Origin of the sequence: Helicobacter pylori HUP-B14, assembly GCF_000259235.1 — a bacterium.
In the GTDB taxonomy this organism is placed as follows: Bacteria; Campylobacterota; Campylobacteria; order Campylobacterales; family Helicobacteraceae; genus Helicobacter; species Helicobacter pylori_CU.
Genome location: NC_017733.1, coordinates 1368545 through 1395055, shown reverse-complemented (window position 1 = coordinate 1395055; position 26511 = coordinate 1368545). Strand labels below are relative to the sequence as shown.

General features: G+C 38.1%; 21 protein-coding genes, 2 rRNA genes and 1 pseudogene. 12 read left to right on the top strand and 12 right to left on the bottom strand.

Going from position 1 to position 26511, the window contains the following annotated elements:
• Positions 1-2 precede the first annotated feature (2 nt).
• Both miaA and rsfS read right to left on the bottom strand, forming a co-directional pair.
• On the bottom strand, positions 3-896 hold the full coding sequence (gene miaA / locus HPB14_RS06725) for a tRNA (adenosine(37)-N6)-dimethylallyltransferase MiaA (RefSeq protein WP_080011986.1): 894 nt from the start codon (positions 894-896) through the stop codon (positions 3-5).
• Between the two features lie 7 nt (positions 897-903).
• Positions 904-1245: a ribosome silencing factor gene (gene rsfS, locus HPB14_RS06720; RefSeq protein ID WP_001076133.1), complete on the bottom strand. Its 342-nt coding sequence runs from the start codon at positions 1243-1245 to the stop codon at positions 904-906.
• Positions 1246-1304: 59 nt separating this feature from the next.
• Here rsfS and queF point away from each other — a divergent pair, with 59 nt between their 5' ends.
• The 3 genes from queF (at position 1305) to HPB14_RS08480 (ending at position 2385) form a co-directional block, all read left to right on the top strand.
• Positions 1305-1751: a preQ(1) synthase gene (gene queF, locus HPB14_RS06715; protein WP_000187123.1), complete on the top strand. Its 447-nt coding sequence runs from the start codon at positions 1305-1307 to the stop codon at positions 1749-1751.
• 217 nt (positions 1752-1968) lie between these two features.
• Positions 1969-2130 carry a hypothetical protein gene (locus tag HPB14_RS08485; RefSeq protein WP_154079638.1) on the top strand — a complete coding sequence of 54 codons (162 nt, stop codon included), beginning with the start codon at positions 1969-1971 and terminating at the stop codon, positions 2128-2130.
• A gap of 108 nt (positions 2131-2238) precedes the next feature.
• Positions 2239-2385, top strand: coding sequence for a hypothetical protein (locus HPB14_RS08480; RefSeq protein WP_014658539.1), 147 nt, complete (start codon positions 2239-2241; stop codon positions 2383-2385).
• A gap of 78 nt (positions 2386-2463) precedes the next feature.
• On the opposite strand, the pseudogene HPB14_RS06710 reads toward HPB14_RS08480, so the two are convergent.
• From HPB14_RS06710 to HPB14_RS07770, 4 genes and pseudogenes are all read right to left on the bottom strand, one after another.
• Positions 2464-3334 (bottom strand): annotated as a pseudogene (locus HPB14_RS06710) (hypothetical protein).
• A 150-nt stretch (positions 3335-3484) separates the two neighbouring features.
• The gene (locus HPB14_RS06705; protein ID WP_000421838.1) at positions 3485-5281 is read right to left on the bottom strand and encodes a DUF262 domain-containing protein; all 1797 of its coding nucleotides are present in this window, start codon (positions 5279-5281) and stop codon (positions 3485-3487) included.
• A gap of 43 nt (positions 5282-5324) precedes the next feature.
• Complete coding sequence (locus HPB14_RS06700; protein WP_014658499.1) at positions 5325-5774, bottom strand: hypothetical protein; 450 nt, start codon at positions 5772-5774, stop codon at positions 5325-5327.
• Positions 5774-6301, bottom strand: a complete 528-nt coding sequence (locus tag HPB14_RS07770; protein WP_014658498.1) for a hypothetical protein — start codon at positions 6299-6301, stop codon at positions 5774-5776. The genes HPB14_RS06700 and HPB14_RS07770 overlap by 1 nt, the downstream gene beginning before the upstream one ends.
• 760 nt (positions 6302-7061) lie before the next feature.
• Between HPB14_RS07770 and HPB14_RS06695 the strand changes: the two genes are divergently transcribed.
• Together HPB14_RS06695 and rrf are read left to right on the top strand one after the other, a co-directional pair.
• Positions 7062-9948, top strand: a 23S ribosomal RNA gene (locus HPB14_RS06695).
• Positions 9949-10185: 237 nt separating this feature from the next.
• Positions 10186-10303 (top strand): 5S ribosomal RNA (gene rrf / locus HPB14_RS06690).
• A 616-nt stretch (positions 10304-10919) separates the two neighbouring features.
• On the opposite strand, the gene HPB14_RS06685 is transcribed toward rrf, so the two are convergent.
• Positions 10920-11798 carry a YihY/virulence factor BrkB family protein gene (locus HPB14_RS06685; RefSeq protein ID WP_001208625.1) on the bottom strand — a complete coding sequence of 293 codons (879 nt, stop codon included), beginning with the start codon at positions 11796-11798 and terminating at the stop codon, positions 10920-10922.
• The gene (locus tag HPB14_RS06680; RefSeq protein ID WP_001155604.1) at positions 11798-12646 is read right to left on the bottom strand and encodes a biotin synthase; all 849 of its coding nucleotides are present in this window, start codon (positions 12644-12646) and stop codon (positions 11798-11800) included. The genes HPB14_RS06685 and HPB14_RS06680 overlap by 1 nt, the downstream gene beginning before the upstream one ends.
• Positions 12647-12762: 116 nt before the next feature.
• Here HPB14_RS06680 and HPB14_RS06675 point away from each other — a divergent pair, with 116 nt between their 5' ends.
• The 3 genes from HPB14_RS06675 to HPB14_RS06665 all read left to right on the top strand — a co-directional run bounded on the left by HPB14_RS06675 (position 12763) and on the right by HPB14_RS06665 (position 18454).
• A complete protein-coding gene (locus HPB14_RS06675) occupies positions 12763-15402 on the top strand; it encodes a DEAD/DEAH box helicase family protein (RefSeq protein WP_000600832.1) in 2640 nt (879 codons plus the stop codon).
• A gap of 2 nt (positions 15403-15404) precedes the next feature.
• Positions 15405-17306 (top strand): site-specific DNA-methyltransferase, encoded by a 1902-nt coding sequence (locus HPB14_RS06670; RefSeq protein ID WP_000921141.1) that lies wholly within the window; start codon positions 15405-15407, stop codon positions 17304-17306.
• 284 nt (positions 17307-17590) lie between these two features.
• Complete coding sequence (locus HPB14_RS06665) at positions 17591-18454, top strand: DNA/RNA non-specific endonuclease (protein ID WP_000688827.1); 864 nt, start codon at positions 17591-17593, stop codon at positions 18452-18454.
• A gap of 380 nt (positions 18455-18834) precedes the next feature.
• Here the strand turns inward: HPB14_RS06665 and HPB14_RS06660 are convergent, their stop codons facing one another.
• The 3 genes from HPB14_RS06660 to HPB14_RS06650 are packed head-to-tail and all read right to left on the bottom strand — an operon-like array spanning position 18835 to position 22853.
• Entirely contained in the window at positions 18835-19662 is an 828-nt protein-coding gene (locus tag HPB14_RS06660) for a prephenate dehydrogenase (protein ID WP_000643492.1), read from the bottom strand.
• A gap of 8 nt (positions 19663-19670) precedes the next feature.
• Entirely contained in the window at positions 19671-22148 is a 2478-nt protein-coding gene (gene lon, locus HPB14_RS06655; RefSeq protein WP_000133778.1) for an endopeptidase La, read from the bottom strand.
• Positions 22149-22190: 42 nt separating this feature from the next.
• Positions 22191-22853, bottom strand: coding sequence for an outer membrane protein assembly factor BamD (locus HPB14_RS06650; protein ID WP_001237347.1), 663 nt, complete (start codon positions 22851-22853; stop codon positions 22191-22193).
• Positions 22854-23260: 407 nt separating this feature from the next.
• Between HPB14_RS06650 and fliW the strand changes: the two genes are divergently transcribed.
• Complete coding sequence (fliW, locus tag HPB14_RS06645) at positions 23261-23650, top strand: flagellar assembly protein FliW (RefSeq protein ID WP_001861714.1); 390 nt, start codon at positions 23261-23263, stop codon at positions 23648-23650.
• On the opposite strand, the gene HPB14_RS08620 is transcribed toward fliW, so the two are convergent.
• On the bottom strand, positions 23608-23784 hold the full coding sequence (locus HPB14_RS08620) for a flavoprotein oxidoreductase (RefSeq protein ID WP_080011985.1): 177 nt from the start codon (positions 23782-23784) through the stop codon (positions 23608-23610). The two genes, fliW and HPB14_RS08620, sit on opposite strands and share 43 nt — an antisense overlap.
• Positions 23785-23830: 46 nt before the next feature.
• On the opposite strand from HPB14_RS08620, the gene fabZ reads away from it, so the two are divergent.
• Genes fabZ through clpX form a run of 3 tightly spaced genes read left to right on the top strand, consistent with a single transcriptional unit; the run spans position 23831 to position 26473 of the window.
• Positions 23831-24310: a 3-hydroxyacyl-ACP dehydratase FabZ gene (gene fabZ / locus HPB14_RS06640; protein ID WP_000438092.1), complete on the top strand. Its 480-nt coding sequence runs from the start codon at positions 23831-23833 to the stop codon at positions 24308-24310.
• Positions 24311-24312: 2 nt separating this feature from the next.
• Positions 24313-25125, top strand: coding sequence for an acyl-ACP--UDP-N-acetylglucosamine O-acyltransferase (gene lpxA, locus HPB14_RS06635; RefSeq protein ID WP_000034143.1), 813 nt, complete (start codon positions 24313-24315; stop codon positions 25123-25125).
• Position 25126: 1 nt separating this feature from the next.
• On the top strand, positions 25127-26473 hold the full coding sequence (clpX, locus tag HPB14_RS06630; RefSeq protein WP_001006304.1) for an ATP-dependent protease ATP-binding subunit ClpX: 1347 nt from the start codon (positions 25127-25129) through the stop codon (positions 26471-26473).
• Positions 26474-26511 lie beyond the last annotated feature (38 nt).

Sequence of the window (26511 nt, the reverse complement as noted above, 5' to 3'; positions counted from 1 at the left end):
GATTATCCTTTAATGCCACTTTTTGAGTGTTTTAAAATCGCATGCCTAATCTCTCCAACGCTCCCCATATAAAGGTTATTGAATTGGGTTTTATTGAAAGTGTTTTGGCGCTTGGCTAATTTGATGGTGTTAGAGGTAATCGCTTCTTCTAGCTCCTTTAAAGTGAGTTGTTTTTCTAAAAAAAGAACGCTCTCTTTAACGCCTATGGCTTTAAAAGGCTGCGAGTCTTTAGGGTATTTGGCATAAAGGGCTTTGATTTCTTCAATAAGCCCTGAATGGAGCATGTTTTTGGTGCGCTGTTTGATGTTGTTATGAAGCGCGCTTTTTTCAATAGAAAGAGCGAATAATGAGATGGCATGCTCAAAGGGTTTTTTAGGGTTAGCCTTAAAATACTCGCTTGGGGGCGTGTGGGTGGCATAAAAGATTTCTAAAGCTTTATGGATGCGGTAAGTGTCGTTTGGATGGATTTTAAAAGCGATCGTAGGGTCAATGGATTTTAAAAACGCATAAGGGTTAGAAAGAGTGGCAATTTCTCGCTCTATTTTTACAATCTCTTCATTGCTCAGTTTTGGCATGCTACTCAAGCCTTCTAAAATGGATTTGAGATAAAAACTGCTCCCTCCCACAATGAGTAAAATCTCTTTAGAAGATACCCTCATGGCGTCCTCTAAAAGGGTTTTAAAAAGGAGGGCGTTATTTTTTTCATCAATGTTAAGGTAGTCTAGGGCGTAATGCTTGATATTTTTTCGTTCTTTCAGGCTGGGTTTAGCCGAAGCGATATTGATGTCTTTATAAATACTCAAAGAATCCAAAGAAAAGATTTCAGCGTCCAATTCTTGGGCTAATTCAATAGAAAGAGCGCTTTTCCCGCTCCCGCTAGGCCCTAAAAGCGCGATGAGTTTCTTAGGCGTTTTGATAAGGAATCTCCCTTTTATAAGCGTTCAAAAACCCTTCTAAGTCAAATTTTTTACGGCATTCTTCGGTGAAAAGATGGATCATCAAATCCCCCAAATCCAAAATGATCCACTCTTCATTAGACTCATCTATCTGGTAAAAGACTTCGCCTAAAGGCTTAAGGGTGTTTTTAAGCGCGTCTAGTAAAGAAAGGGCATGCTTATTCGCTAGCGTGGTAGCGATAATGACATCTTCTACTAAATAGGGGGTTTTAGACAAATCAATATGCGTAATATCAAAAGCCTTTTTTTCATCTAATAAAGCCGTAATCATTTCTATGCGTTGGTTCATGAGTTTCCTAAAAAATGGGTTAAAATAGCCTTATTATAACTTAAATCAAGGAAAGATTAATGACCCCTGAACTAAACCTCAAATCCTTAGGCGCTAAAACGCCCTATATTTTTGAATACAACAGCCAGCTATTAGAAGCTTTCCCTAACCCAAACCCCAATTTAGACCCCCTAATCACTTTAGAATGCAAGGAATTTACAAGCCTTTGTCCGATCACTTCCCAGCCGGATTTTGGCGTGATTTATATCCGCTACATCCCTAAAGATAAAATGGTAGAAAGCAAGTCTCTAAAACTTTATTTATTCAGTTACAGAAACCATGGGAGTTTCCATGAGAGCTGTATCAATACGATTTTACTAGATTTAGTCCAATTGCTAGAGCCAAAGTACTTGGAAGTGTATGGGGATTTTGCCTCTAGAGGCGGGATTGCGATCAAACCCTTTGTGAATTATGCGATCAAAGAATACCAGGATTTTAAAGAAAAACGCCTTTTGAATGCGAAGTAGTGCGTTATTGAATATATATTAACTTTTTTGACTAAAATAGGTTGTTAAATATTTGAGGAGCGTGAAACAATGAAATGCACTCTTAAAAATTTGCTTTTTCTCTCTTGCAAGATCCCAATCTTTTATTCTCAATGTCCAATTGTTTAATGTTTTTAATTTTTTCAACCCCATATCGTTTTTTGCATGTGGGGTTAATAAAGTTAAAAAAGGAGCAAAAATGTCTGGATATCCTGGACATATACCTGGATCTACAAAAGAAGAACCTTTAAAAAGAATCGCTGATGCGTTAGAGGTAATGGGGCAAGCGATGTACGATTCAGTCAAGCAACAAGAAAAAATCGTTCAAATCATGCAAGACTCAGTCAAAAAGCAAGAATAAATTGCTAAAGAGATAGCAGATGTTAGTAAAAGTGTTGATCATTGGGTTGATCAGGGTTCGTTTAATCCTCAATTATCTCCATTAGTTGATATTAATCGCAATTTAAGAATGCTCAACGAACAAGCCTTTAAGGTGCTGCAAAGTCAAAATTTACTAGATCTGCAAGCAGAAAAGGAATTAGACAGAGCTTTGGAGAGCATTACTAGTTTTGAATGGTATTGTCAAGGTTCTTATAACAGAAAATGGAACACTTAATTGAGAAGCCAAAATGAGCGGTGAGAATAAAAGAAAAATAAACAAGGTTAAAAAAAAGGAGACCCCACATGGGGGGGGTTAGTTTTCACCCTCGCCCTCGTTTTCAGCTTCCTCCTCATCGCTCTCATCTCGTAGTCCATAGTTACCGAGATTATCGGCTAATAAGTTAGCAGTTAAGCCCGCACAACTTAAATCATACTTATTGATACCACCATCGCATAAGAGTTGAGCGATAAACAACGCCTCCTCTTTATTAGTAGGTAACATTTCAGCCCAAATACCTCCTAAATCTTGTGCCTCCGCCATCTCGCCCCTCGCATACAACTTAATAAGCTTACAGAAAAGGGTAAGATTACCTAAATTCATATTATCAAAAGTGTCGTAATAACAATTTTCCAAATTACGATTTTCAAGCATTTTAGCCCACTCAAGGTCGCTATGCTTATTTAAGCCCTCCGCACACGATAAAGCGGTAAGAATGATAGCAGACGCTTGATGTCCTTTTCCTTGATAAAACATAGGGGTTAATAACGCACCAATCCTACTTTTTCTATCAGTAAAGAAATAATCTTTAGCTACCACCGAGAAACTAGACTCGCTTTTTTCCTCAAAACCAAAAGAGAGTTTATACTTATCCTCTTTAGGCTCTTTAGGAGTAGAAGTCCTGTCCTTAACACTTGGTCCGCTAGTTACCACTTTAACGCCATCTAAAATATCCGATTTATCGTTTTCAGCGTGAAGTCTCATATGCTCGGTCAATGGAACTTTATTGAACCATTTTAAGAACTTATCGCTATTGAAAGCGTAAGTGGCTTCGTTGCCTTTTTGACTCCTTAAGGTTACACGATTAAACCCAAATATTAATGACTTTAGTCTCCACCACTTTGTCGTTGATCGTGGCTTTGACTAACGCCCCTACTTTTAACTGATTTTCATTTTGAAAACCCATAAAATACTCCTTGGTAAAATTTGTTTTAAATTCCGCTATAATCGGTCATTCAATGTTTTTTAATGTTTTTTATCTTTTTGGCATGGCTTGTTCCTCCTTGTGGTGGGGTGAAGCACTTTTCAAACGCCCCCTTATTTTTGAGTGATCGCTTCATTTGATCTCTTTCAAAAGAGCGTTTTTAAAAGCTTTAATGGCGCTTTCACCTACCAATTCAGCGATGTTATAACGCATGATTAAAAAGTCTAATAATTTTTCGCTCCTTTCTTGAATCTCTACAACCCCAAAAGAAGCGTTTTTAGCCACTTCTTTTTCACTATAAGAGCCTTTAAGGTATGCCTTTCTTTTTTCCTCAAAAGGCTTGTTGCTTAAAGAGCTGTTAGCGTTTTTAGCAATTAAGAGCAAGTTCCCTAAAGCATGCACGATATGGGGGTTTTTAGCCCAATCTTTTTCTTTAGTGCTATAGCCTTGATCGGGTTTTTGGGGCAAGATATGCTCAATGCTTTCTATACTGCTATCAAAATTCAGAGTCGTTTCAGGGTTATGGTATAGCTCGTATTCATAAAGCAAGTAATTCAGTGCATTTTTCCACTCATACCATTTTTTAGCATTATTAAAATTAATATTATTCTCAAGCAGTTTTAAGCCACTATGATCTCCCTTGAAAAAATCTTTTTCTAGCGTTGGAAGATCTTCAATGGTTATTTTATCTCCCCAAAATCTACACGCTTGAATCGCTTTGAAGGCTAATCTAATCCATTCTTTTTTAGCCGTATTCTTGCCAGTAACCCCACAGATTAAAAACCCAAAACGCTCTAAATATTCTAATAGGTCTTCCAACTCTTTGGTCGTGTAATGCTGTTCATCGCCACTCCTTCCAACAAGCTGTATGGTTAAAAGAGAGAGCAATAAGGGCAGAAAAGCGTTATCGCTCAAAGCGTTTAAGCGCCGCATTTTTTCTAACAAGATGAGCGTTTTAGGCGTGATTTCAATCCTAAGCTCTTCATCATCAAGCGTGTGCAAGAAATACCAAACCTTAGAAGAATAAGAAAGATAAAATAACAGCTCGTCTATTTTGTCATATTCATCGCTAAAGGGTGTGTTATGGGTATATCTTTTATGAGCGTTAAACTCCATTTCCAATAACCTCCTTTTAAAATCCCTTTTCTCGCCATAATAATACTCCACGAAATGCTTTAAAAAACTCTCTAAATGATCGTCTTTAAAGAATCTCAAATCGTGATAAATCCTGGTGTAGGTGTCATTGATCTCTTGTTGAAGATTTTCTAAATCTTCTTCATCGCAAATCTTGTGCACCACAAAATGCAAGCGGTTTTTTAACAATTCTAAAGTGGATAGATCCTTGCCACGATTGTTGATCGTTTCAAAAGAGCTGAACGGATCGATTCGGTTATCGTTCAATTCCACCACGCTAAAAAGCATTTTTTTAGTGAGAGCGTCAAACATTTTTTCAAGCGTTTCCATAGGCGTATCGCTGATTTTTTCTTTAAAAACCACACAAGTGTCAATCAAATTTTTAGCGTAAAAAGAAGTTTGAAACCTTTCTAAATCTTTTTCTTCTCCCATGATCGCCCCAAAAGCTTCACTCAAACCATAATACTTATAGGACAGAACGGGTTCGAGATTCATTGAATAATACTTTGGGTCTTTATGTTTAGTGGTTTTGGCTAAAAGGCTCAGTAAAATCAGGCTTGTAGCCAATCGTTGCTGGCCGTCTATGATTTCAAAAGCGCTATATTCAAGCTCATTTTCAAGCCCTCTTAAGGTTAGGCTGTGCATGTAATGGAATTTGTTTCCCAGCTTAGAGACATGCTCTAAATCGTTCCAAAAATCCTTCAATTGCCTTTCCTGCCATGCATACCCCCTTTGATAGCTGGGGATTTCAAACACGCCTTTTTCAATCACTCCGTCTAAATTTAACAATTCCATTAAAATCCTTTCATAAGTTTATGGGTTAAGAACCCATAACCCCTTAATTTTTTCGCTCAATCAATTTTGGTTGTCCAAGTCTTGTGCTGTGCGTGAAGTGCCAAGTGTTTTTATTGACTAATTCTTCGTATTCTTGGCTCCCTTTTTGAGCGCAAACGCCCTCAACCTTTAACGCTCCCTCTTCATCAGTCCCGATAGTGTCATGGTCAATCTTTAGGGCAAAAACGCTCCGTTGGACTATAGCTTCTTTAGTTGATTTCTCATACACAATAGCAACAGCATAATCCGCTTTACGCACCTTTTGAAAATCCTCTTCTTGAGCCACTTCATCCCTTCTTGGGCGAAAAAAAGTCAAAGTGCATTCCTCACAAGCTTGTTTGAAAGGCTTGCCTTCTAAATCCGTATTTGTTGGATCGTTGTAATAATCGCTTTTGAATAAGCACAACAACAAATTGTATTTTTCATGCACTTTTAAATCTTCTAACTGAGCCATCATTTCTCCTTTGAATTTAACTCTGTAAGCCCCACTGGTTTAAAAATGGGGCTTATGGAATCAAATTTTTTAAAAATGTGGTGCGGGTTAATGCAAGGGGGAATAAAAGAGGGAATAAAAGGGTTAATGAAAGGGGGAATAATAAAAAATAGGGGATTTTTAAATAGGTTTTTGTAAAAGCGATAAAAGTTATGGTAGCGTTGCTTGATTGCTTGATTGCTTGATTGCTTGATTGCTTGATTGCTTGATTGCTTGATTGCTTGATTGCTTGATAGAATGATAGAATGATAGAATGATAGAATGATAGAATGATAGAATGATAGAATGATAGAATGATAGAATGATAGAATGATAGAATGATTGATTGATAGAATGATTGATTGATTGCTTGAATGATTGAATGATTGAATGATTGAATGATTGAATGATTGAATGATTGAATGATTGAATGATTGAATGATTGAATGATTGAATGATTGAATGATTGAATGATTGAATGATTGAATGATTGAATGATTGAATGCCATTTCTACCCCTTTTTTGAAAAAAAGATGACTTGGAGTGTTGTATCTAGTGGTATTTAATCAATGGTTAATGATGCGTATTTATTTTTTAATGATGCATTTTATTTAATTTTATGATGTGTTTGATTTGATTTAATGATGATGTGTTTTTATCTTATTTTATAATAATGTGTTTTTATCTTAAAGCTTTATTTTGCTACCCCCTAATTCCAATCACTCCCCAATCATTTCCAATAACTTTTATCCATTCCTTCCAAACTCTAAAATTCCTTTCCAACTCTCAATTTTCTTTCAAACTCTAAATTTTCTTTCAAACTTTAAAATTCCTTTCAAACTCTAAATTTTCTTCCAAACTCTCAAAACTTTAAGCAAACTTTAAGCATTGCATGTCTATAATTACATTTCGTTTTTAAAGACAAGCTTTAAAAAGTTCTTTAATTTGAAACCACTCAAGCAAGTTGTAAAAGCTAAAAGCTTTAAATATAAAGCCCGTCAGCTAGTAAAACTTGAGCATTAAAAAAGATTAGGGATCAAGCATTTTTAGTCTTCTTAAAGGGTTTAATATTAAGAGTGATTATAGCGGGTTTTTAAAGAAAAACGAAGTTATTTGATTTAATATTGTTAATAGCCTATGTAAAAGTAAAGTAAAACTACAATAACTCTGTCTTATATTCATTAAGGCAGTGGTAGCGCTGAAGAATATTCGTGCAATTGTCGTTATTCATTATAAAAGGGCGGGTTTTAAAGGATATTTTAAAATTTAAAACAAGCTTTTAAGAGCAGATGGCGGATGCCTTGCCAAAGAGAGGCGATGAAGGACGTACTAGACTGCGATAAGCTATGCGGAGCTGTCAAGGAGCTTTGATGCGTAGATGTCCGAATGGGGTAACCCAACTAATAGAGATATTAGTTACTCTAATTTAGAGAGCGAACCTAGTGAAGTGAAACATCTCAGTAACTAGAGGAAAAGAAATCAACGAGATTCCCTAAGTAGTGGCGAGCGAACGGGGAAAAGGGCAAACCGAGTGCTTGCATTCGGGGTTGAGGACTGCAACGTCCAAGAGAACGCTTTAGCAGAGTTACCTGGAAAGGTAAGCCATAGAAAGTGATAGCCTTGTATGCGACAAGGCGTTCTTAGGTAGCAGTATCCAGAGTAGGCCAGGACACGAGGAATCCAGGTTGAAGCCGGGGAGACCACTCTCCAACCCTAAATACTACTCTTTGAGCGATAGCGAACAAGTACCGTGAGGGAAAGGTGAAAAGAACCGCAGTGAGCGGAGTGAAATAGAACCTGAAACCATCTGCTTACAATCATTCAGAGCCCTATGATTTATCAGGGTGATGGACTGCCTTTTGCATAATGATCCTGCGAGTTGTGGTATCTGGCAAGGTTAAGCGAATGCGAAGCCGTAGCGAAAGCGAGTCTTAATAGGGCGAACAAGTCAGATGCTGCAGACCCGAAGCTAAGTGATCTATCCATGGCCAAGTTGAAACGCGTGTAATAGCGCGTGGAGGACTGAACTCGTACCCATTGAAACGGGTTGGGATGAGCTGTGGATAGGGGTGAAAGGCCAAACAAACTTAGTGATAGCTGGTTCTCTTCGAAATATATTTAGGTATAGCCTCAAGTGATAATAAAAGGGGGTAGAGCCCTGATTGGGCTAGGGCTGCTCGCCGCGGTACCAAACCCTATCAAACTTCGAATACCTTTTATCGTATCTTGGGAGTCAGGCGGTGGGTGATAAAATCAATCGTCAAAAGGGGAACAACCCAGACTACCAAATAAGGTCCCTAAGTTCTATTCTGAGTGGAAAAAGATGTGTGGCTACTCAAACAACCAGGAGGTTGGCTTAGAAGCAGCCATCCTTTAAAGAAAGCGTAACAGCTCACTGGTCTAGTGGTCATGCGCTGAAAATATAACGGGGCTAAGATAGACACCGAATTTGTAGATTGTATTAAACACAGTGGTAGAAGAGCGTTCATACCAGCGTTGAAGGTATACCGGTAAGGAGTGCTGGAGCGGTATGAAGTGAGCATGCAGGAATGAGTAACGATAAGATATATGAGAATTGTATCCGCCGTAAATCTAAGGTTTCCTACGCGATGGTCGTCATCGTAGGGTTAGTCGGGTCCTAAGCCGAGTCCGAAAGGGGTAGGTGATGGCAAATTGGTTAATATTCCAATACCGACTATGGAGCGTGATGGGGGGACGCATAGGGTTAAGCGAGCTAGCTGATGGAAGCGCTAGTCTAAGGGCGTAGATTGGAGGGAAGGCAAATCCACCTCTGTATTTGAAACCCAAACAGGCTCTTTGAGTCCTTTTAGGACAAAGGGAGAATCGCTGATACCGTCGTGCCAAGAAAAGCCTCTAAGCATATCCATAGTCGTCCGTACCGCAAACCGACACAGGTAGATGAGATGAGTATTCTAAGGCGCGTGAAAGAACTCTGGTTAAGGAACTCTGCAAACTAGCACCGTAAGTTCGCGATAAGGTGTGCCGCAGCAATGCGGTCTCAGCAAAGAGTCCCTCCCGACTGTTTACCAAAAACACAGCACTTTGCCAACTCGTAAGAGGAAGTATAAGGTGTGACGCCTGCCCGGTGCTCGAAGGTTAAGAGGATGCGTCAGTCGCAAGATGAAGCGTTGAATTGAAGCCCGAGTAAACGGCGGCCGTAACTATAACGGTCCTAAGGTAGCGAAATTCCTTGTCGGTTAAATACCGACCTGCATGAATGGCGTAACGAGATGGGAGCTGTCTCAACCAGAGATTCAGTGAAATTGTAGTGGAGGTGAAAATTCCTCCTACCCGCGGCAAGACGGAAAGACCCCGTGGACCTTTACTACAACTTAGCACTGCTAATGGGAATATCATGCGCAGGATAGGTGGGAGGCTTTGAAGTAAGGGCTTTGGCTCTTATGGAGCCATCCTTGAGATACCACCCTTGATGTTTCTGTTAGCTAACTGGCCTGTGTTATCCACAGGCAGGACAATGCTTGGTGGGTAGTTTGACTGGGGCGGTCGCCTCCTAAAAAGTAACGGAGGCTTGCAAAGGTTGGCTCATTGCGGTTGGAAATCGCAAGTTGAGTGTAATGGCACAAGCCAGCCTGACTGTAAGACATACAAGTCAAGCAGAGACGAAAGTCGGTCATAGTGATCCGGTGGTTCTGTGTGGAAGGGCCATCGCTCAAAGGATAAAAGGTACCCCGGGGATAACAGGCTGATCTCCCCCAAGAGCTCACATCGACGGGGAGGTTTGGCACCTCGATGTCGGCTCATCGCATCCTGGGGCTGGAGCAGGTCCCAAGGGTATGGCTGTTCGCCATTTAAAGCGGTACGCGAGCTGGGTTCAGAACGTCGTGAGACAGTTCGGTCCCTATCTGCCGTGGGCGTAGGAAAGTTGAGGAGAGCTGTCCCTAGTACGAGAGGACCGGGATGGACGTGTCACTGGTGCACCAGTTGTTCTGCCAAGAGCATCGCTGGGTAGCTACACACGGATGTGATAACTGCTGAAAGCATCTAAGCAGGAAGCCAACTCCAAGATGAACTTTCCCTGAAGCTCGCACAAAGACTATGTGCTTGATAGGGTAGATGTGTGAGCGCAGTAATGCGTTTAGCTGACTACTACTAATAGAGCGTTTGGCTTGTTTTTTGCTTTTTGATAAGATAACGACAATAGAGTGCGAATAAGTTACCACTGCCTTACTGAGTGTAAGAGAGTTGGAGTTTTATAAAGACTTTTATAGGATTAAACTTTAATGAGGAATGAGAGACTATCCATTCTTTTTAAAGTTAAAGGTTATTAACAATCTTCTTTGTTGAAAAACAGCTCCCTATTAAAGAGAAAGGGGAGTTAAGGGTAAATGCGATTTATCTTTAGCTCCCTTTTCCTTGTGCCTTTAGAGAAGAGGAACTACCCAGTTAACCATTCCGAACCTGGAAGTCAAGCTCTTCATCGCTGATAATACTGCTCTTTTCAAGAGTGGGAATGTAGGTCGGTGCAGGGATAGGGAAATGTTTTTTAGTCTTGCTTTTTATCTTATTTCATTATTGACTCATTGTTTTGTTTGTTTAGGGGTTTAATGTTTTATTGTTTTATTTAAAGTTTTTTAGGGTTAAGAAAACGAGTTTGAAAACAAAATAAAACCTGTAGCGATAAAATAAAACTTAAAGTCATAACATAAGATCTAAAATCCAATTTTTTAAAAAGTTTAAGATTTATATCTTTGGCAAGAAAAGAGTCCGCATCAATTAAACATGGATTTAAGAAAAAAGTTTTAATCTTTAGAGAATGTAATTATTTATAGAACTCTTATCTAAGCTTCTTTTAAAAGAAAGTTTATGAAGTTTTTTAAAATCCCTAAACTGCACTTAAATTCTAAAAAGCGATAAGAAAATATTTTTAGAAAGTTTTATTCTTTAAAAAGTTATCGCTTCACAATCAAGCTCTTTAGTTTGATTGTAAAAAACGCTTCTAGCGTTTTAGATTTTTATTCTTTTATTTTGCTGGTGGTTGTTTTTTGTTTCTTTTGTTTTTAACTTTTTTAGTTGGGGTTTTGGGGGTTTAAATGGTTTTATGTGTTTTTAGATTTTTAGAACCGATCTAAAAGAGAACTTTTTTCATCAAGTTTCTTTTTTAAAAAAGCCTAAAAATTTCTTAAACACTTCTTTAGGATCGAATGCATCACACACCTTGCACCCATACATGCCAATTAAAATCACAAGCCAGCTCACATACACCCAGCTCATCAAAAACCACAAAATAGAAACGCTCCCATAAAGCTCATGGTAAGTGCGATTATACAACACATAATAAGTGAAGGCCCATTTTAACACATGCCAAGAAACGCTCGTAAAAAACACCCATAAAAACACCCAAAAATAATGTTTAAACACCTTATTCGTGGGAATAGTAAAAAGGATCAAAAAAAACGCGTAAGTGCCTATCCATCTTAAAACATGCAACAGGCTTGAATCTTTATCTTCAAAAAACACTTGGATCTTAATATCAAAAAACACCACTAAAGGCAGAGCGAATAAAAACACTAAAGTCGTGCCAAAACCCCAAAATAAAAAGATTTCTTTACCCTTAAAATGCGCATAATCTCTGGGCTTTGCATCAAAAATTTTTGATGCGATGGAGCGGTAGTTTTCACAAAAAAGCACCAACGCCACCACAATGGACACCTCTTCAAGCGTGCCTAAAGTCATGTCTGTTTTTTTAAAATTTTCTAAAAAATCCTTAATCGCGCCAATGAGTTTAGGAGCGTTAGGGAAAATCAAGGCTTCCATTTCACCGCTGTGCGCTTGCAAATAATGAGACACAAAAAGGCTAAACACAAACAACAAAATAGGCGATAAAGACAAAATCGTATAAAAACTCAAGCTGGAAGCGTAGTAAAACAATTCGCTCAAGCCTAAAAAGGCGTTTTGAAAGTGCTCGGGGAAAATCATTCTAAGAAGGCGCAAAAACCCTCTAACGCTTTTAAAAAGTTCTCTCATTAATGACAGCTTGTCGCCATTGTCAAGCCGTAAGAGAGCAGTTTTTCTATATCTTTTTTAGGGGCTTTGCCTTTGGTGGTTAAATAATCCCCTAACACCACCGCATTGATGCCGTATTCAAAAAGCTTGGCTTCCTTTTTATCGTTATCTTTAAACACCACTTCACGCCCTCCAGCCACCATAAGCCTAGCGTTAGGCAAAAACTCTTTAGCCAAAAGCACGCATTCTAGGGCTTCATCTGCGCTTAAAGTCTCTGCATCAATGGGCAATACCGGGTTTTTAATGAAAAAATTAATGGGCGTGGTGTGCGGGGAGAGTGAAGCTAAGGCTCTAAGCATTTCAATCCTGTCTTCCCAGCTCTCATTAAGCCCAAAAATCCCTCCACTGCACAAGCCTAACCCCGCCCTTAAAGCGTTTTCGCATGTGATAAACCTTTCTTCCCATGTGTGCGTGGAACAAATCTTAGGGAAGAAATTTTGCGAAGTCTCCAAATTGTGGTTATAACTATGAATGCCCGCATCTCTTAAAAACTCCAGTTGCTCCAAATCCGCACGCCCGCAACATGCGATTAGATGCAAGCCCAATTCTTCTTTGTTGATGGCTTTAGCTAATTTGGCGATGTATTCGCATTTTTCATCGTCTAATTCACGCCCTGAAGTAACCAAACAAAACCCTAAAGCCCCTAATTCCCTTAACGCTCTAGCCTCTTGTAAAACCACTTTTTCATCTTTAAATTTATAGCGCTTAATCGCTCCTTGGTGGTGTGAGCTTTGCGTGCAATAAGCGCAATCTTCCTTACAATCCCCACTGCGCACATTGGAAATAGAACATAAAAAAATCTCTTGCATAATCATTCCTTTATTTTAAAAAAGTTGGTTTTTTTAGACTGATTATAGCAAAGAAAAAGAAGTGCTTTTTGATTTTAAGGGCTTTATTCCATTAAATATTAAAACTAAAACTTTATTTGATTTTAATTCAAGCTCGCACCTCTAAAGTCAATCTCAAAACTTTACGCTATAATTCCCCTAACTTTTCACTTAAGGGATTTCATGCAAGATTCATTCGCACCTGTTACCCCCCCCCCCCCCAATCAGCGATAAAAGATCACGCGCCTAATAGCACGCCAAATAGCGCACCCAATGATAAAGAAATAGAGCTACCCACCCACATCACTAGTAATTTAAAAAAAGAGCTTAGAGATTATCAAAAACAAGCGATACATAATTATTTAGAAAAACGCCAATCTAACCCCACTCAAAAGCATTTCATGTTTGAAATGGCCACCGGTAGCGGCAAAACCTTAGTGATGGCGGGTTTGATTTTAGAATGCTATAAGCAAGGCTATCAAAACTTCATCTTTTTTGTGAACAGCACTAGCATTTTAGAAAAAACGAAATTGAATTTTACAGACAGCGTTTCATCAAAATACCTTTTTAGCGAGAATATCAATATCAATGATGAAAACATAGAGATTAAAAGCATCAATAATTTAAACGAGAGCCATAACAACGCTATTAACATTTATTTTAGCACCATTCAAGGCTTGTTTTCATTATTCACTAAAGCTAAAGAAAACGCTATCAGCATAGAGGATTTAAAAGATCAGAAATTGGTTTTTTTAGCGGATGAAGCGCACCATTTAAACACAGAGACTAAAAAGAAATTAAATGATAGTGAGGCTAGTGAAAAACGCAATTGGGAAAGCGTGGTGAAATTAGCCCTAGAACAAAATAAAGACAACTTATTGCTGGAATTTAGCGCCACTATCCCTAAAGAAAAAAGCGTTGAAGAAAAATATAAAAACTTAAAGGTGGCAACTTACACCTTAAAAGAATTTAGCGAGGATAAATTTTGCAAAAACATCTACTCCCTTTCTTATGAAAATAAAGCATTAGAAACACGCTTTTTAGGGGCATGCGTTTCCAGTTTGTATAAAGAATTACTAGCCCAACACCATAATATTGAAAACTTTAAACCATGCATTTTGTTTAAAAGCGAGAGGATTGAAGACAGCAAAGAAAATCAAGAGCGCTTCAACGCCTTTTTAGAAAATTTAAGCCCTTTAGATTTAGAAAATTTTTTCCATTACAGCCGCAACGCTTTTTTTAAAGACGCTAAAAACTTTTTTGACAAGCAAAATTACACCCCTAACCTTACCGCATTATTGCAAACGAAATTCAAAAAAAGCACCCAGATTAACACCAATAACGAAAAAGAATTAGAAAAGGGCATGCCTTTATTGAACTCCCTAGAAGACAGAGACAACCCTAAAAGAGTGATTTTTAGCGTGGATAAGCTCAATGAAGGCTGGGATGTGTTGAATTTGTTTGACATTGTCAGGCTTAAAAATAAAGCGAGCCAAAAAGACACCATTAAAGACGCCCAGCTCATAGGGCGAGGAGCGAGATACTACCCCTTTAGCTATAACGATTTCAAGCCAAGCCGCATAGAGTTTTACCAACGCAAATTCGATCTTTTTAACCCCTTAAGCGCGTTAGAAAGGTTAGACTACCATGCCATTTATGACAGCGAGTTTATCGCTAAATTAAACAACGAGTTACAAGATTTAGGATTAGGATTTGTAAATGAAAAACAGACTATCCCTTTAACACCCACCAAGCGTTTCAAATGCTATTACGCGAGCAATAAAAGAGAAAAAAATAACAACCTCTTCAATAAAGACTATTCAGGCCCTGTTGAAGCCACACTCAAAAGTTTGCATGTCCCCTTATTTGCTTTTGGCGTGCGTGAAAAGAAAGTGGACTTTAAAGAAGAAAATAAAGGCGATAGAACTTATTATATACCCTATATCTTAGATAAAATCCCCATAAATTATTTTTTAAAAGCCCTTAATTTAAAAAACCTGGATTTTAAAACGCTTAAAAAAGCCTTTAAAAAACATGCCTTTAACAATAAAGTGGGATTTATAAAGGAATATATTTCTCCATTAAAAACAAACTTCCATAAAAGCCAAAAGTTTGACGACAACAAAATCCTTTTAAAGCTCGCTGTTTATATCATTGAAAACTTAAAAGACACGCTTTTAAAAGAGCAAGATAAACCTAGCGTGAGCGCGTTAGAATTGAAAGAATTTGAAACGCATAATAAAAGCCTTAGCGCTAGCGAGTTGGAAAAAGACATTCCCTTTTATGAATGGCTGCTTTTTAAAGACATGCGGAAACTGGACAGCGATTTAGAAAGGGATTTTTTAGATTTTATCAATAAAAATAAAGAGCTTTTAAACAAGAAATTCAAAGAATGGTGCGTTTTGAGGAACGATCATTTCGCTGAATTAAAAGTTTTTTGCAATATAGAAAATAGCCCCTTTTACGCGCAAGGTTTTGAGCCGGATTTTATCCTTTTTGCCCAAACGCATGAAGATGGATTTTTAGGCTTCACTTGTTACATGGAAGCTAAAGGCGAGCATTTAGAACCTTCTAACGCTTGGAAAAAAGAATTTTTAGAAATGCTAGAAAACGCCACGCTTAAAAGCCATAACAAAAAACTCCATTTAAAAGGCTTGCCTTTTTTCACTTTCACAAATAACAACAGAACGCTAAACGCAGAATTTGTTGAAGCTTTCCATCAAACTTTTAAGGATTAAGAATGTTAAAAACCCCACTCAAAACCCTACTAGATGCCTTAATTAATCATTTCACAAAAGAGCGCTTAGAAACTTTAATTATAGAGCATGATGAAAAGCTTTTAACTTTCATGCTTGAGCATGAAAACGCTAACGACTATAAAAAACACTTTTTTAAAATGATCGCTAATTCGCTCGTATTCAATGAAAAGGCGTTATTAGAATGTTTAGAAATAAAAGAATTAGAAAAATCTTTCACACGATTTAAAAATAAAATAGGCTTATTTTTAAAGTCTAGCGGATCCGTCGTTTTGCATTTCCCTTTTAAAGACAATGTTTTACTCGGTAACGCTAAAGATAACAACACCAAATCTGACGAGCTTTTTTACCATGAAATATTGCATAAAAAAGAAATTGACACGCTTCTATGCAAAAAAGCGTTGTGTCATTTTGAAATGCATGGAGAAGGCGATTTAGAAAACGCCTTAAAAGATAAAAACACAAACTACCTTATCAAAGGCAATAACCTGATCGCTCTTCATTCTTTAAAAAAGAAATTCGTTAAAAAAGTGAAATGCATCTACATTGACCCCCCTTATAATACGGGTAATGACAGCTTTAATTACAACGATAATTTTAACCACAGCTCATGGCTAGTGTTTATGAAAAACAGGCTTGAAGCGGCTAGGGAATTTTTAAGCGATGATGGCGTGATTTTTGTGCAATGCGACGACAACGAACAGGCTTACTTGAAAGTTTTAATGGATGAAATTTTTGGGAGAGAGAATTTTGTGAATTGTATAACTATGCTATCATCAACCCCAAGCGGAGTAAAAACGGCACATAGGAATAAAACAATCATTAAAACAAAAGATTATTTATTAGTATATGCTAAAAATTCTCTACTAATCCAACTTAAACCACAATATAAGGAAGCAACTACATGGGATACCCATTTTAATTTATATTTTGACAAAGAGAATAACAGAGTTTTCCCATTAAACCATATTTTAAGGCAAAATGGATTATATGAAAAGTTAAAAGCTACACAAAATTATCTAAACAATAAGGATTTTTGTAATTTTATATATTCTAATGCTGATAAAATTTTTCAAACTGGAAAAAGTTTGCCAGAGCATATTAGAACTATTAGTTTAAGAACTGAAAATAAAGATATTCCTATAAAATACGAAAGTGATACAGGAGTACAATATGCTTATAACGGTAGAAGAATGTCTTTTTTATCACGCTCAATTCATTCTGTTTTATCGTCGCAAGGGATAGAGCAAAAAATAGCAATTTTACTATGTGATTTTTGGAATGATATTGATTTTAATAATACACAAAATGAGGGTTTAATTTCATTCCCTTCCGGTAAAAAACCCGAACAATTAATATATAGAGTTTTAGACATGGTAACCCAAGAAAACGATCTCGTGTTAGACTTTTTTGCTGGGAGCGGGACGACTTGCGCGGTGGCGCACAAAATGAAACGCCGCTACATTGGCATCGAGCAAATGGACTATATAGAAACTATCACTAAAGAAAGGTTAAAAAAAGTCATAGAGGGCGAGCAAGGGGGCATTTCTAAAAAATGCGGTTTTAAAGGGGGCGGGAGTTTTGTCTATGCTGAATTGAAAGAAGTGAATTTAGAAATTAAAAAACAAATCCTTAACGCTAAAAGTAAGAGCGAATGCCTAAAAATCTTTAATGATCTTAATGAGCGCATTTTAAAACGCACCAATAATAAGATGGATGAAATCCATAGCGAAGAGTTCCACAATTTAGATTTAAACGAGCAAAAAAGGATTTGTTGTGATCTTTTAGACTCTAACGAAGACTATTTAAACTTGGGCGATATTGACGAAGACGCATGGGGGATAGATGAAAGCACTAAAAAATACAATGAAATTTTTTATTCTTAAGTTTGAATTCAACGCACGCCACTTAACGCATCAAAACGCTATGCCTATTTAGTGGGCAAAAATAATAAACAATATAGAATAAACAATATAGTTTAAAAGCTAGAGGAATTTAAAACGCTTGGGCTAAAAAAAATTTTTAGCTTTGCTTGATATAAGGATAACTAATCCGCTAGCAGTAAGCATCCGCTCGCTATAAACTCGCTATAAAATAAAAAAGATCATTAAAAATAAACGATTAAAAATATTGTTGTAGTATTCAAGCCAATTAAAAAAGGGAGTGAAACATGAAAATTTTTAAAAATTGGCTCTGTTTTAGCCTGATCGCTATGAGTTGGCTCCAAGCGGACATGTTGGATAATTTCACTAAGGCTATTAACAGCTACACCGCTAAAAAGCTTAATGAAATCAAGGATCAAGTCAATAGCGCTAATCCTACTAAAAACCACAATCCCACTCATAACGCTAATGGCATGCTCACTAACATTGATTGCAAGGTCTTAAAAAATAACTTCTATTCGGTGTGTTATTCTAGCGAATTAAAAAACCCTATTTATGGCGTGAGCGTGTTGTTTGGGGATTTAGTGGATAAAAATAATATTGAAAAACGCTATGAGTTTAAGCCGGACACACGATTAGCGGAGTATCAACAAGCCGTTACACAAGATTACACAAGAAGCGGTTTTGATAGGGGGCATTTTGTGGCGAATGACGCTTCTTTTGATTTTGCCTCTAATCCTTTAAGAGAGACTTACAGAATGACTAATATCACCCCTGAAGCCAAAAACACCAACAGGCATTCTGTTTTATTGGTGGAAAAAGAGGGCCGTAATTTGGCCAGGAAATACCATCAAGTTTTAGTAGAAGAACTCACCATCATCAAACAGGGTTATAGAACCTTTAGTTCTAAGAATATCGCTATCCCTAGCGGATTTTGGTACCACTATGATACAAGCCTAACGGATAGCTATGAAAACGCTAAAAGCGAATGCTTTTATATCCCTAATGACAACCAAAACTATCCCTTACAAGAAATGAGAAAAGATTGTAAAGAATATGAGCGGGTTGAAAAGCAAGTGGTTTTTAAGAACAATAAAAACACTGAGTTGAATGAATTGCCTAAGTATCTTAACAACGCTAAGAAGTATTAAAACCGCTCTTAAAATGCCCATGAAAACACCGGTATTTTGGATAAAAAGGTTTGAGAAATCAAATTTCTAAACGGCTTAAAACTGGTTTTTTATTAGAAGCGATGAAAGTTTTATAGGCGTTGGAGGAATGAAATAAAAATGATTATGGCAAATACAACAATAGATCCGGGTTTAAGATAACCTCTTATAGTTGTTTGCTGATTTGTTAGCTAAAATCCATGCTATCCATGAAACAGCTTATAATCAATAAAAATAATCCCCCACTATAACATTTGCTGGGTTAGGAACGCTAGTAAACAATCCAGCGTTTAAGGTCAATAACCATAAGAGTTTGTTTTTCATGTTTTATCATAAAATCGCCGATATGCAAATTTTAATTTTTACATGAACTCTTGGAGTTTGTTCGCTTGTGCCATCCATTCTGCGAGGCTTTCATAATCGTTATTCTCTATCCAAGCCTTAGCTTTTGCGATTTCTTTTTCGCATTTTTCAATCGCTTCTAAGACATTGTCTCGGTTTTGTTTGAAAATATCTTTCCACATTAAAGGCGAGCTTTTAGACAGACGGCTCATATCCCTAAAACCCCCACCCGCTAAAGATAGAATCATCTCTGGGTCGTTTTGCTTTAAAACGCTATTGGCTAGAGCGTAGCTCAAAACATGGGGTAAATGGCTGATATAAGCCACATGGGTGTCATGCTCTCTAGATTTCATTTTAATCAAGCGCGCTTTAACGCCTAAAAAGATTTCTTTAGCGAGTTCTACTTGCTCAATCCCTGAATCTTCTAAATCGCACAATATCACCAAAGCGTTTTCATACAGACCCTTAACGCTCGCTTTAGGGCCATAAAACTCTGTCCCGCACATGGGGTGTGCGGCGATGAAATTTTGACGGATGCTTTTAGGGATATTGCGAATGATTTGCGCTTTTGCCCCCCCTAAATCAATAATCGTTGCACTTTTTTTAACGGGAGTCATTTTTTTCAAACATTCAATGATGCCCTCAACTGGAATGGCTAAAAAAATCACATCGCATTCTAAAATCTTTTCAAATTCCACGCACTCATCTACAAGCCCCAAAGTCAAAGCCAATTTAGCATGCAAAGCGTTGTGATCATAGCCTATAACGCTTTTAAAACGCCCCCATTCTTGTAAGGCTAGCCCTAAACTCCCCCCCATAAGCCCTAAACCAATAATGCCTGCTTTCATGCCAAATTCTAAAGTAAGGTTTTTTCTAACACTTCAGCGATGTTTTTCACCGCAACGATGTTTAAATTCTCTCGCACTTCAGCAGGGATCTCGTCCAAATCCCTTTCGTAATTTTTAACAGGAATGAGAGCGGTTTTAATGCCGGCTTTAAAAGCGGCGATCAATTTTTCTTTCAACCCTCCTATGGGTAAAACTTCCCCGCTCAAAGTCAATTCGCCTGTCATTGCCACCTCGCTTCTTGTAGCCCTATCGCACAAAATGCTCGCCATCACGCTCGCCATAGCGATCCCAGCGCTCGGGCCGTCTTTAGGCGTAGCCCCCTCAGGGACATGCAAGTGCAAATCATAAGCGTTATAAACTTTCAGCGCTTTTTTCTTTTTCTTATTCTCTGTATCGGCCTCGCTAGGGATTTTGGGCGCTTTTAAGGTTTCGTTATCCAACAAGGCTTTGACAACAGAAAAGGCAATAATGGCGGATTCTTTCATCACATCGCCTAAACTCCCAGTGAGTTTCAATTCCCCCTTACCCCTGATCTTAAGCGCTTCAATTTTAAGCACATCACCGCCCACTGGAGTCCATGCCAAACCATTGACGATACCGATTTTATTTTCTCCATCTATGGGGTCAATTTCAAACACCATGCGTTCTAAATACTCTTTAAGGTTATCAGGCGTGATAGAGACGCAGAAATCTTTGTTCTCGTCTCTTTGATTTTCGCTTTTTTTATCCTCGCCTTTTTTAGTTCGCCCTTTTTTGTGCGGGTTATCTTCTAGGTATTTTAAAGCCGCTTTACGCATAATCGTTGCGATCTGTCTTCGTAAATCCCTAACGCCCGCTTCTCTGGTGTATTTTTCAATAATGAGTTTCAAACACTCATGGCTAATATCCACTTCGCTAGGCTTTAAGGCGTGCTTTTCTAATTCTTGGGGAATAAGATAATTTTTAGCGATCTCTTCTTTTTCATTAGGCGTGTAGCTGGACACGCTGATAAATTCCATTCTGTCTCTTAAAGGAGCTGGGATCCTGTCAATATTATTAGCGGTAGCGATAAAAATCACTTGCGACAAATCAATGCTGAAATTCGCATAATGATCCCTAAAAGCGATATTTTGCTCAGGGTCTAAAATCTCTAATAAAGCGCTCGCTGGATCGCCCCTAACGCTCCTATCCACCTTATCAATTTCATCTAAAACCATGACCGGATTCATCTTTTTAGCTTCAATAAGCCCCTGGACAATGCGCCCAGGCATGGAGCCTATGTAAGTGCGTCTGTGCCCTCTTAATTCATTCACATCTTCTAATCCCCCTAAAGCGATCCGAACCAAAGGGCGCTCTATCGCTTTAGCGATGGAATTAGCCAAACTCGTTTTACCCACGCCAGGAGGCCCATAAAAGCATAAAATCGTGCCTTTAGCTTTGTCTTTTTTTTCTTGCTTTTTCTTGTGGCGCATTTCTAAAAGCTGCATGGTAGCAAAGTATTCTACAATGCGCTCTTTAGGCCTTTTTAAGGAATAATGATCGTTATCCAATTGCTCTTTGACATGCTTAATGTCAAGCGCTTTTTTTTCATATTGCCCAAAAGGCACATCTAACATGGTTTCAATGTAATTTTGTAAAGTCGCGCTATCAGAGCTGTCCGCATGGGTTCGGCTTAATCGGTCAATTTGCTTTTTGATTTCCTTAAACGCTTCTTCTTTTAAAAAAGGCTTGATGTTTTCTAGTTTTTGGTAGTATTGGTTTAAATCTTCATCTCGCTGTTTGTCTGTGCCAAGCTCTTTTTGGATTTGTTTGAGCTGCTCTTTTAAGAAATATTCCTTATTGGTTTGCTCCATTTTTTGATGGACTTTGGATTTGATTTCTTTTTGGAGTTTTTGGGTTTTAGTCTCTTCTATCACAATATCAATCAAATCCAACAAGCGCTGTTCGGTGTTGTTGTTGGCAAAAAGAGAATACGCTTGATCTTTTTTTAAATGCAAGGCTGCTGCGATTAAATCAGCGATGCGGTTAGGATCGTCATTGTCTTCTAAAGCCTTGATCAAATCCGGAGGAAAGAGTGAGCTGACATTGGCTAGAGTGATCACTTTTTCTTTTAAGACTTCCACAATAGCTTGAATGTTTTCTTTGTCGTATTCTAAATATTCAATAGGGCTTATTTGAGCTTCTAAAAAGCCTTGCTCGTTTTCTTTAGCAGGCTCTAAAATACGCCCCTTAGCGATGCCATTAAAGAGCAATTTCACGCGCCCATTAGGCATGTTGGCTTCACGCATCACCGAACCTATCACCCCCACATCATAATAAGGGGCTTCATTATCGTTCAATTTGTCTTTTTGGCATGCAATAAAGACTAATGATTTATTGTTTTTAGCGTAAGCCACCGCCTTGATGCTCGCGTTATTTTGTAAGAAAATAGGGGCTATCATAAAGGGGTATAAAAAGGTGTCTTCTTCTACCAATAAAGGCAGAATTTTAGGAAAATCTTCAGTCATTTTTCATCTCTCTGTTATAAATTTGTATGGTTTTGAAATATCCTACCAATCAAAGATTAACACATACCAAGGCATGTGCGATGGTTTGGGTTTAGTCTCTTTTTCTAAAGTCTCATCTATCCTTTCTAAATAGCGTTTCACGCCCTCAGGCTTGTGGCGTTTTTTATAGACATTCGCGATCGCGCGATTGAGCTCGTTTTGCCCTAAAATGAATTTGATTTGCATGTATTCTACATAGGGGCGGTAACGGCTGTTAGGGTATTTTTCTATAAATTCGCCTAAACTCACAATAGAATTAGAGATAAATTCCTGGTCTTTAGAATGGTTTTTGAAAGCGTAATAATGCGATTGCAGTTTCAAAAAGGTCAAATAATCCACATTGTCCTTAGTCCCAAAGCGCTTGATGTATTCATCAAAGTAAAAAGACGCTAAAACATACTCTTTCTTTTTCATGTGCGCTTGCCCTAAGGCTAGCATCGCCTCTGGGACAAGGGGGGAATTGATGTGTTCGCTCTGTAAAGAAGAGTAATAATTGTCCGCTGTTTCTAAATTAGCAAAAAGGATTTCTCTTAAAATCCCTTGATACCAAAAGATCGCCGGTTTGTTGTATTCGTCTTTTTTTTTCTTTTTATTCGCACAACCAGTGCCTATCACAATCACCGCCATTGCGATAAAAAGGAAAGTTTTAAGATGTTTTAAACGCATGCCACCTATCTTATAAAATTAAATTTTTGAATAACTCATGGTTATTTTTTCTTATCTTTCTTATTCCCACCGAATAATGTCAGCACCATTTCTCCAAATCAAGCCCAGCCGCACCAAAAAGATGCCACCCATCGCTAAAATGAGATTTGCTGGGATTATTTTTCTTGATTTGTGGTTTTATTTTGCTCATCTCTCACTCCTTAGTTATATTTTATAATTATTCAGTTAAACTTCCATCGTTATTCAGTCATTGAATTATACCCAAAACTAGCAAAAATTGATTTTACCAAAATTGTTTGATATAATACAGATTTTTAGTTTAGAAATCATTGAGCGCTGGTTTTAAGGCGGTCTTTTATTCTTTAAGGAGAAGATTTTGTGCTTTTTTAAAGGGAATGCAATCGCCTATGATTTTTGATGTGAAAGCGCCTATATTAGGGTTTGAAACCATTCATAAAATGCACTTGCAAAAGGTTGATGAAATCTTTTTGCGTTTGAATAGTGCAGAAGACAATTCTGTCGTGTCTTTCACGCTGGTCAATCCCTTTGCTTTAAGAAAATACGAATTTGAAGTGCCTACCCCCTTAAAAATCCTTTTAGAATTAGAGGGAGCCAAGAGCGTTCTAGTCGCTAATATCATGGTCGTTCAAACCCCTATTGAGCTTTCCACCGTGAATTATTTAGCCCCTTTAATTTTCAATTTGGACAAACAGCTCATGGGGCAAGTGGTTTTGGATTCTAACAAATACCCACACTACCATCTAAGAGAGAATATTCTAAGCCACACGCATGAATGATATATGAATAATGCATGAGCGGTGTTTGAATAAAGCGTTTCTTTAAATTTATGGTGCAATGCATCGGTGTTTTTGCAAATACAAGCGAGCGGTTTTCTTATGGTATAATAGCGGTTATTTTTTAGAATAACCAACGCTAAAAACAGCACTTTAGTTGAACCAAAACAAGGAGTTTATTTTATGGAACAAAGCCATCAAAACTTGCAATCTCAATTTTTTATAGAGCATATCTTACAAATTCTACCTCACCGCTATCCCATGCTCTTAGTGGATAGAATTGTAGAGTTACAAGCCAATCAAAAAATTGTCGCTTATAAGAATATCACTTTTAATGAAGACGTGTTTAATGGGCATTTCCCTAATAAGCCCATTTTCCCGGGCGTTTTGATCGTAGAGGGCATGGCGCAAAGCGGAGGGTTTTTAGCTTTCACTAGCTTGTGGGGGTTTGACCCTGAAATAGCCAAAACAAAAATCGTGTATTTCATGACGATTGATAAGGTTAAATTCCGTATTCCTGTAACCCCAGGCGACAGATTAGAATACCATTTAGAAGTCTTAAAGCATAAGGGCATGATCTGGCAAGTGGGCGGCACGGCTCAAGTGGATGGCAAAGTGGTCGCTGAAGCCGAATTAAAAGCCATGATCGCAGAGAGAGAATAAAAATGAGTAAGATTGCAAAAACAGCCATCATCTCTCCTAAAGCAGAGATTAATAAAGGCGTAGAGATTGGAGAATTTTGTGTGATTGGAGATGGCGTCAAACTAGATGAAGGCGTGAAACTCCACAACAATGTAACCTTACAAGGGCATACTTTCATTGGGAAAAACACCGAAATTTTCCCTTTTGCCGTGCTAGGCACACAGCCTCAAGATTTAAAATACAAGGGTGAATACAGCGAACTGATTGTTGGAGAAGACAACCTTATTCGTGAATTTTGCATGATAAATCCCGGCACTGAAGGGGGGATTAAAAAAACCCTTATTGGGGATAAAAACCTGCTCATGGCTTATGTGCATGTCGCTCATGATTGCGTGATTGGCAGCCATTGTATTTTGGCTAATGGCGTAACTTTAGCAGGGCATATTGAAATAGGCGATTATGTCAATATCGGCGGTCTTACAGCGATCCATCAGTTTGTGCGTATCGCTAAAGGGTGCATGATAGCCGGTAAGAGCGCTTTAGGCAAAGACGTGCCGCCTTATTGCACCGTAGAGGGCAATCGCGCTTTTATTAGGGGGTTAAACCGCCACAGGATGCGCCAATTATTAGAGAGTAAGGATATTGACTTCATCCATGCGCTTTATAAAAGGTTGTTTAGCCCTATCCTCTCCTTAAGAGAGAGCGCTAAATTAGAGTTAGAAGAGCATGCCAATAACCCTTTTGTAAAAGAGATTTGCTCTTTTATTTTAGAGAGTTCTAGGGGCGTGGCGTATAAGTCAAGCGAATATTCTAGCGAAGAAAAACAAGAGGAATAACATGAACGAAACGCTTTATTGCAGTTTTTGCAAAAAACCAGAATCCAGAGATCCCAAAAAACGCCGCATTATTTTTGCGAGCAACCTGAATAAAGATGTGTGCGTGTGCGAATATTGTATAGATGTGATGCATGGGGAATTGCATAAATACGACAGAATGGATTCTTTATTAGCGCTCAAAAGAGACCGATTGAGGCGAATGGAATCTAGCGCTTATGAAGAAGAGTTTTTGCTCTCTCACATTCCAGCCCCTAAAGAGCTTAAGGCGGTTTTAGACAATTATGTGATAGGGCAAGAGCAGGCTAAAAAGGTTTTTTCCGTAGCCGTGTATAACCATTACAAACGCTTGTCTTTTAAAGAAAAACTCAAAAAACAAGACAACCAAGACAGCAATGTGGAGTTGGAGCATTTAGAAGAAGTGGAGTTGAGCAAGTCTAATATTTTACTGATCGGCCCTACAGGTTCAGGCAAAACTTTAATGGCGCAAACTTTAGCCAAGCATTTGGATATTCCTATCGCCATTAGCGATGCGACTAGCTTGACTGAAGCGGGTTATGTGGGCGAAGATGTGGAAAATATCCTTACAAGATTGTTGCAAGCGAGCGATTGGAATGTCCAAAAAGCCCAAAAAGGCATTGTGTTTATTGATGAAATTGATAAAATCAGCCGTTTGTCAGAAAACCGCTCCATCACTAGAGACGTTTCTGGGGAGGGCGTTCAGCAAGCGTTGTTAAAAATCGTTGAAGGCTCTTTAGTGAATATCCCCCCCAAAGGCGGCAGAAAGCACCCTGAGGGCAATTTCATTCAAATTGACACGAGCGATATTTTATTCATTTGTGCTGGAGCGTTTGACGGGTTAGCTGAAATCATTAAAAAACGCACCACGCAAAACGTGTTGGGTTTCACTCAAGAAAAAATGAGCAAAAAAGAGCAAGAAGCGATCTTGCATTTGGTCCAAACCCATGACTTGGTAACTTATGGGCTTATCCCTGAGCTTATCGGCCGCTTGCCGGTTTTAAGCACGCTAGATAGCATCAGTTTGGAAGCGATGGTGGATATTTTACAAAAACCTAAAAACGCCCTCATCAAGCAATACCAGCAACTTTTCAAAATGGATGAAGTGGATTTGATTTTTGAAGAAGAAGCCATTAAAGAAATCGCTCAACTCGCTTTAGAGCGAAAAACAGGAGCTAGGGGCTTAAGGGCGATCATTGAAGATTTTTGTTTGGATATTATGTTTGATTTACCCAAGCTTAAGGGATCGGAAGTGCGTATCACTAAAGATTGTGTTTTAAAACAGGCTGAACCTTTGATCATTGCTAAAACGCATTCTAAAATTCTTCCTTAAGGGACACGCTTATAAATTTAACGATAAAGGATTAGAAA

Bases quoted from the DNA above. Each gene is read 5' to 3' on its own strand.
- rsfS (WP_001076133.1), bottom strand. From the start codon at position 1,245: ATGAACCAACGCATAGAAATGATTACGGCTTTATTAGATGAAAAAAAG.
- queF (WP_000187123.1), top strand. From the start codon at position 1,305: ATGACCCCTGAACTAAACCTCAAATCCTTAGGCGCTAAAACGCCCTAT.
- HPB14_RS08485 (WP_154079638.1), top strand. From the start codon at position 1,969: ATGTCTGGATATCCTGGACATATACCTGGATCTACAAAAGAAGAACCT.
- HPB14_RS08480 (WP_014658539.1), top strand. From the start codon at position 2,239: ATGCTCAACGAACAAGCCTTTAAGGTGCTGCAAAGTCAAAATTTACTA.
- HPB14_RS06705 (WP_000421838.1), bottom strand. From the start codon at position 5,281: ATGGAATTGTTAAATTTAGACGGAGTGATTGAAAAAGGCGTGTTTGAA.
- HPB14_RS06700 (WP_014658499.1), bottom strand. From the start codon at position 5,774: ATGGCTCAGTTAGAAGATTTAAAAGTGCATGAAAAATACAATTTGTTG.
- HPB14_RS07770 (WP_014658498.1), bottom strand. From the start codon at position 6,301: ATGGCATTCAATCATTCAATCATTCAATCATTCAATCATTCAATCATT.
- HPB14_RS06685 (WP_001208625.1), bottom strand. From the start codon at position 11,798: ATGAGAGAACTTTTTAAAAGCGTTAGAGGGTTTTTGCGCCTTCTTAGA.
- HPB14_RS06680 (WP_001155604.1), bottom strand. From the start codon at position 12,646: ATGCAAGAGATTTTTTTATGTTCTATTTCCAATGTGCGCAGTGGGGAT.
- HPB14_RS06670 (WP_000921141.1), top strand. From the start codon at position 15,405: ATGTTAAAAACCCCACTCAAAACCCTACTAGATGCCTTAATTAATCAT.
- HPB14_RS06665 (WP_000688827.1), top strand. From the start codon at position 17,591: ATGAAAATTTTTAAAAATTGGCTCTGTTTTAGCCTGATCGCTATGAGT.
- HPB14_RS06660 (WP_000643492.1), bottom strand. From the start codon at position 19,662: ATGAAAGCAGGCATTATTGGTTTAGGGCTTATGGGGGGGAGTTTAGGG.
- lon (WP_000133778.1), bottom strand. From the start codon at position 22,148: ATGACTGAAGATTTTCCTAAAATTCTGCCTTTATTGGTAGAAGAAGAC.
- HPB14_RS06650 (WP_001237347.1), bottom strand. From the start codon at position 22,853: ATGCGTTTAAAACATCTTAAAACTTTCCTTTTTATCGCAATGGCGGTG.
- fliW (WP_001861714.1), top strand. From the start codon at position 23,261: ATGATTTTTGATGTGAAAGCGCCTATATTAGGGTTTGAAACCATTCAT.
- fabZ (WP_000438092.1), top strand. From the start codon at position 23,831: ATGGAACAAAGCCATCAAAACTTGCAATCTCAATTTTTTATAGAGCAT.
- lpxA (WP_000034143.1), top strand. From the start codon at position 24,313: ATGAGTAAGATTGCAAAAACAGCCATCATCTCTCCTAAAGCAGAGATT.
- clpX (WP_001006304.1), top strand. From the start codon at position 25,127: ATGAACGAAACGCTTTATTGCAGTTTTTGCAAAAAACCAGAATCCAGA.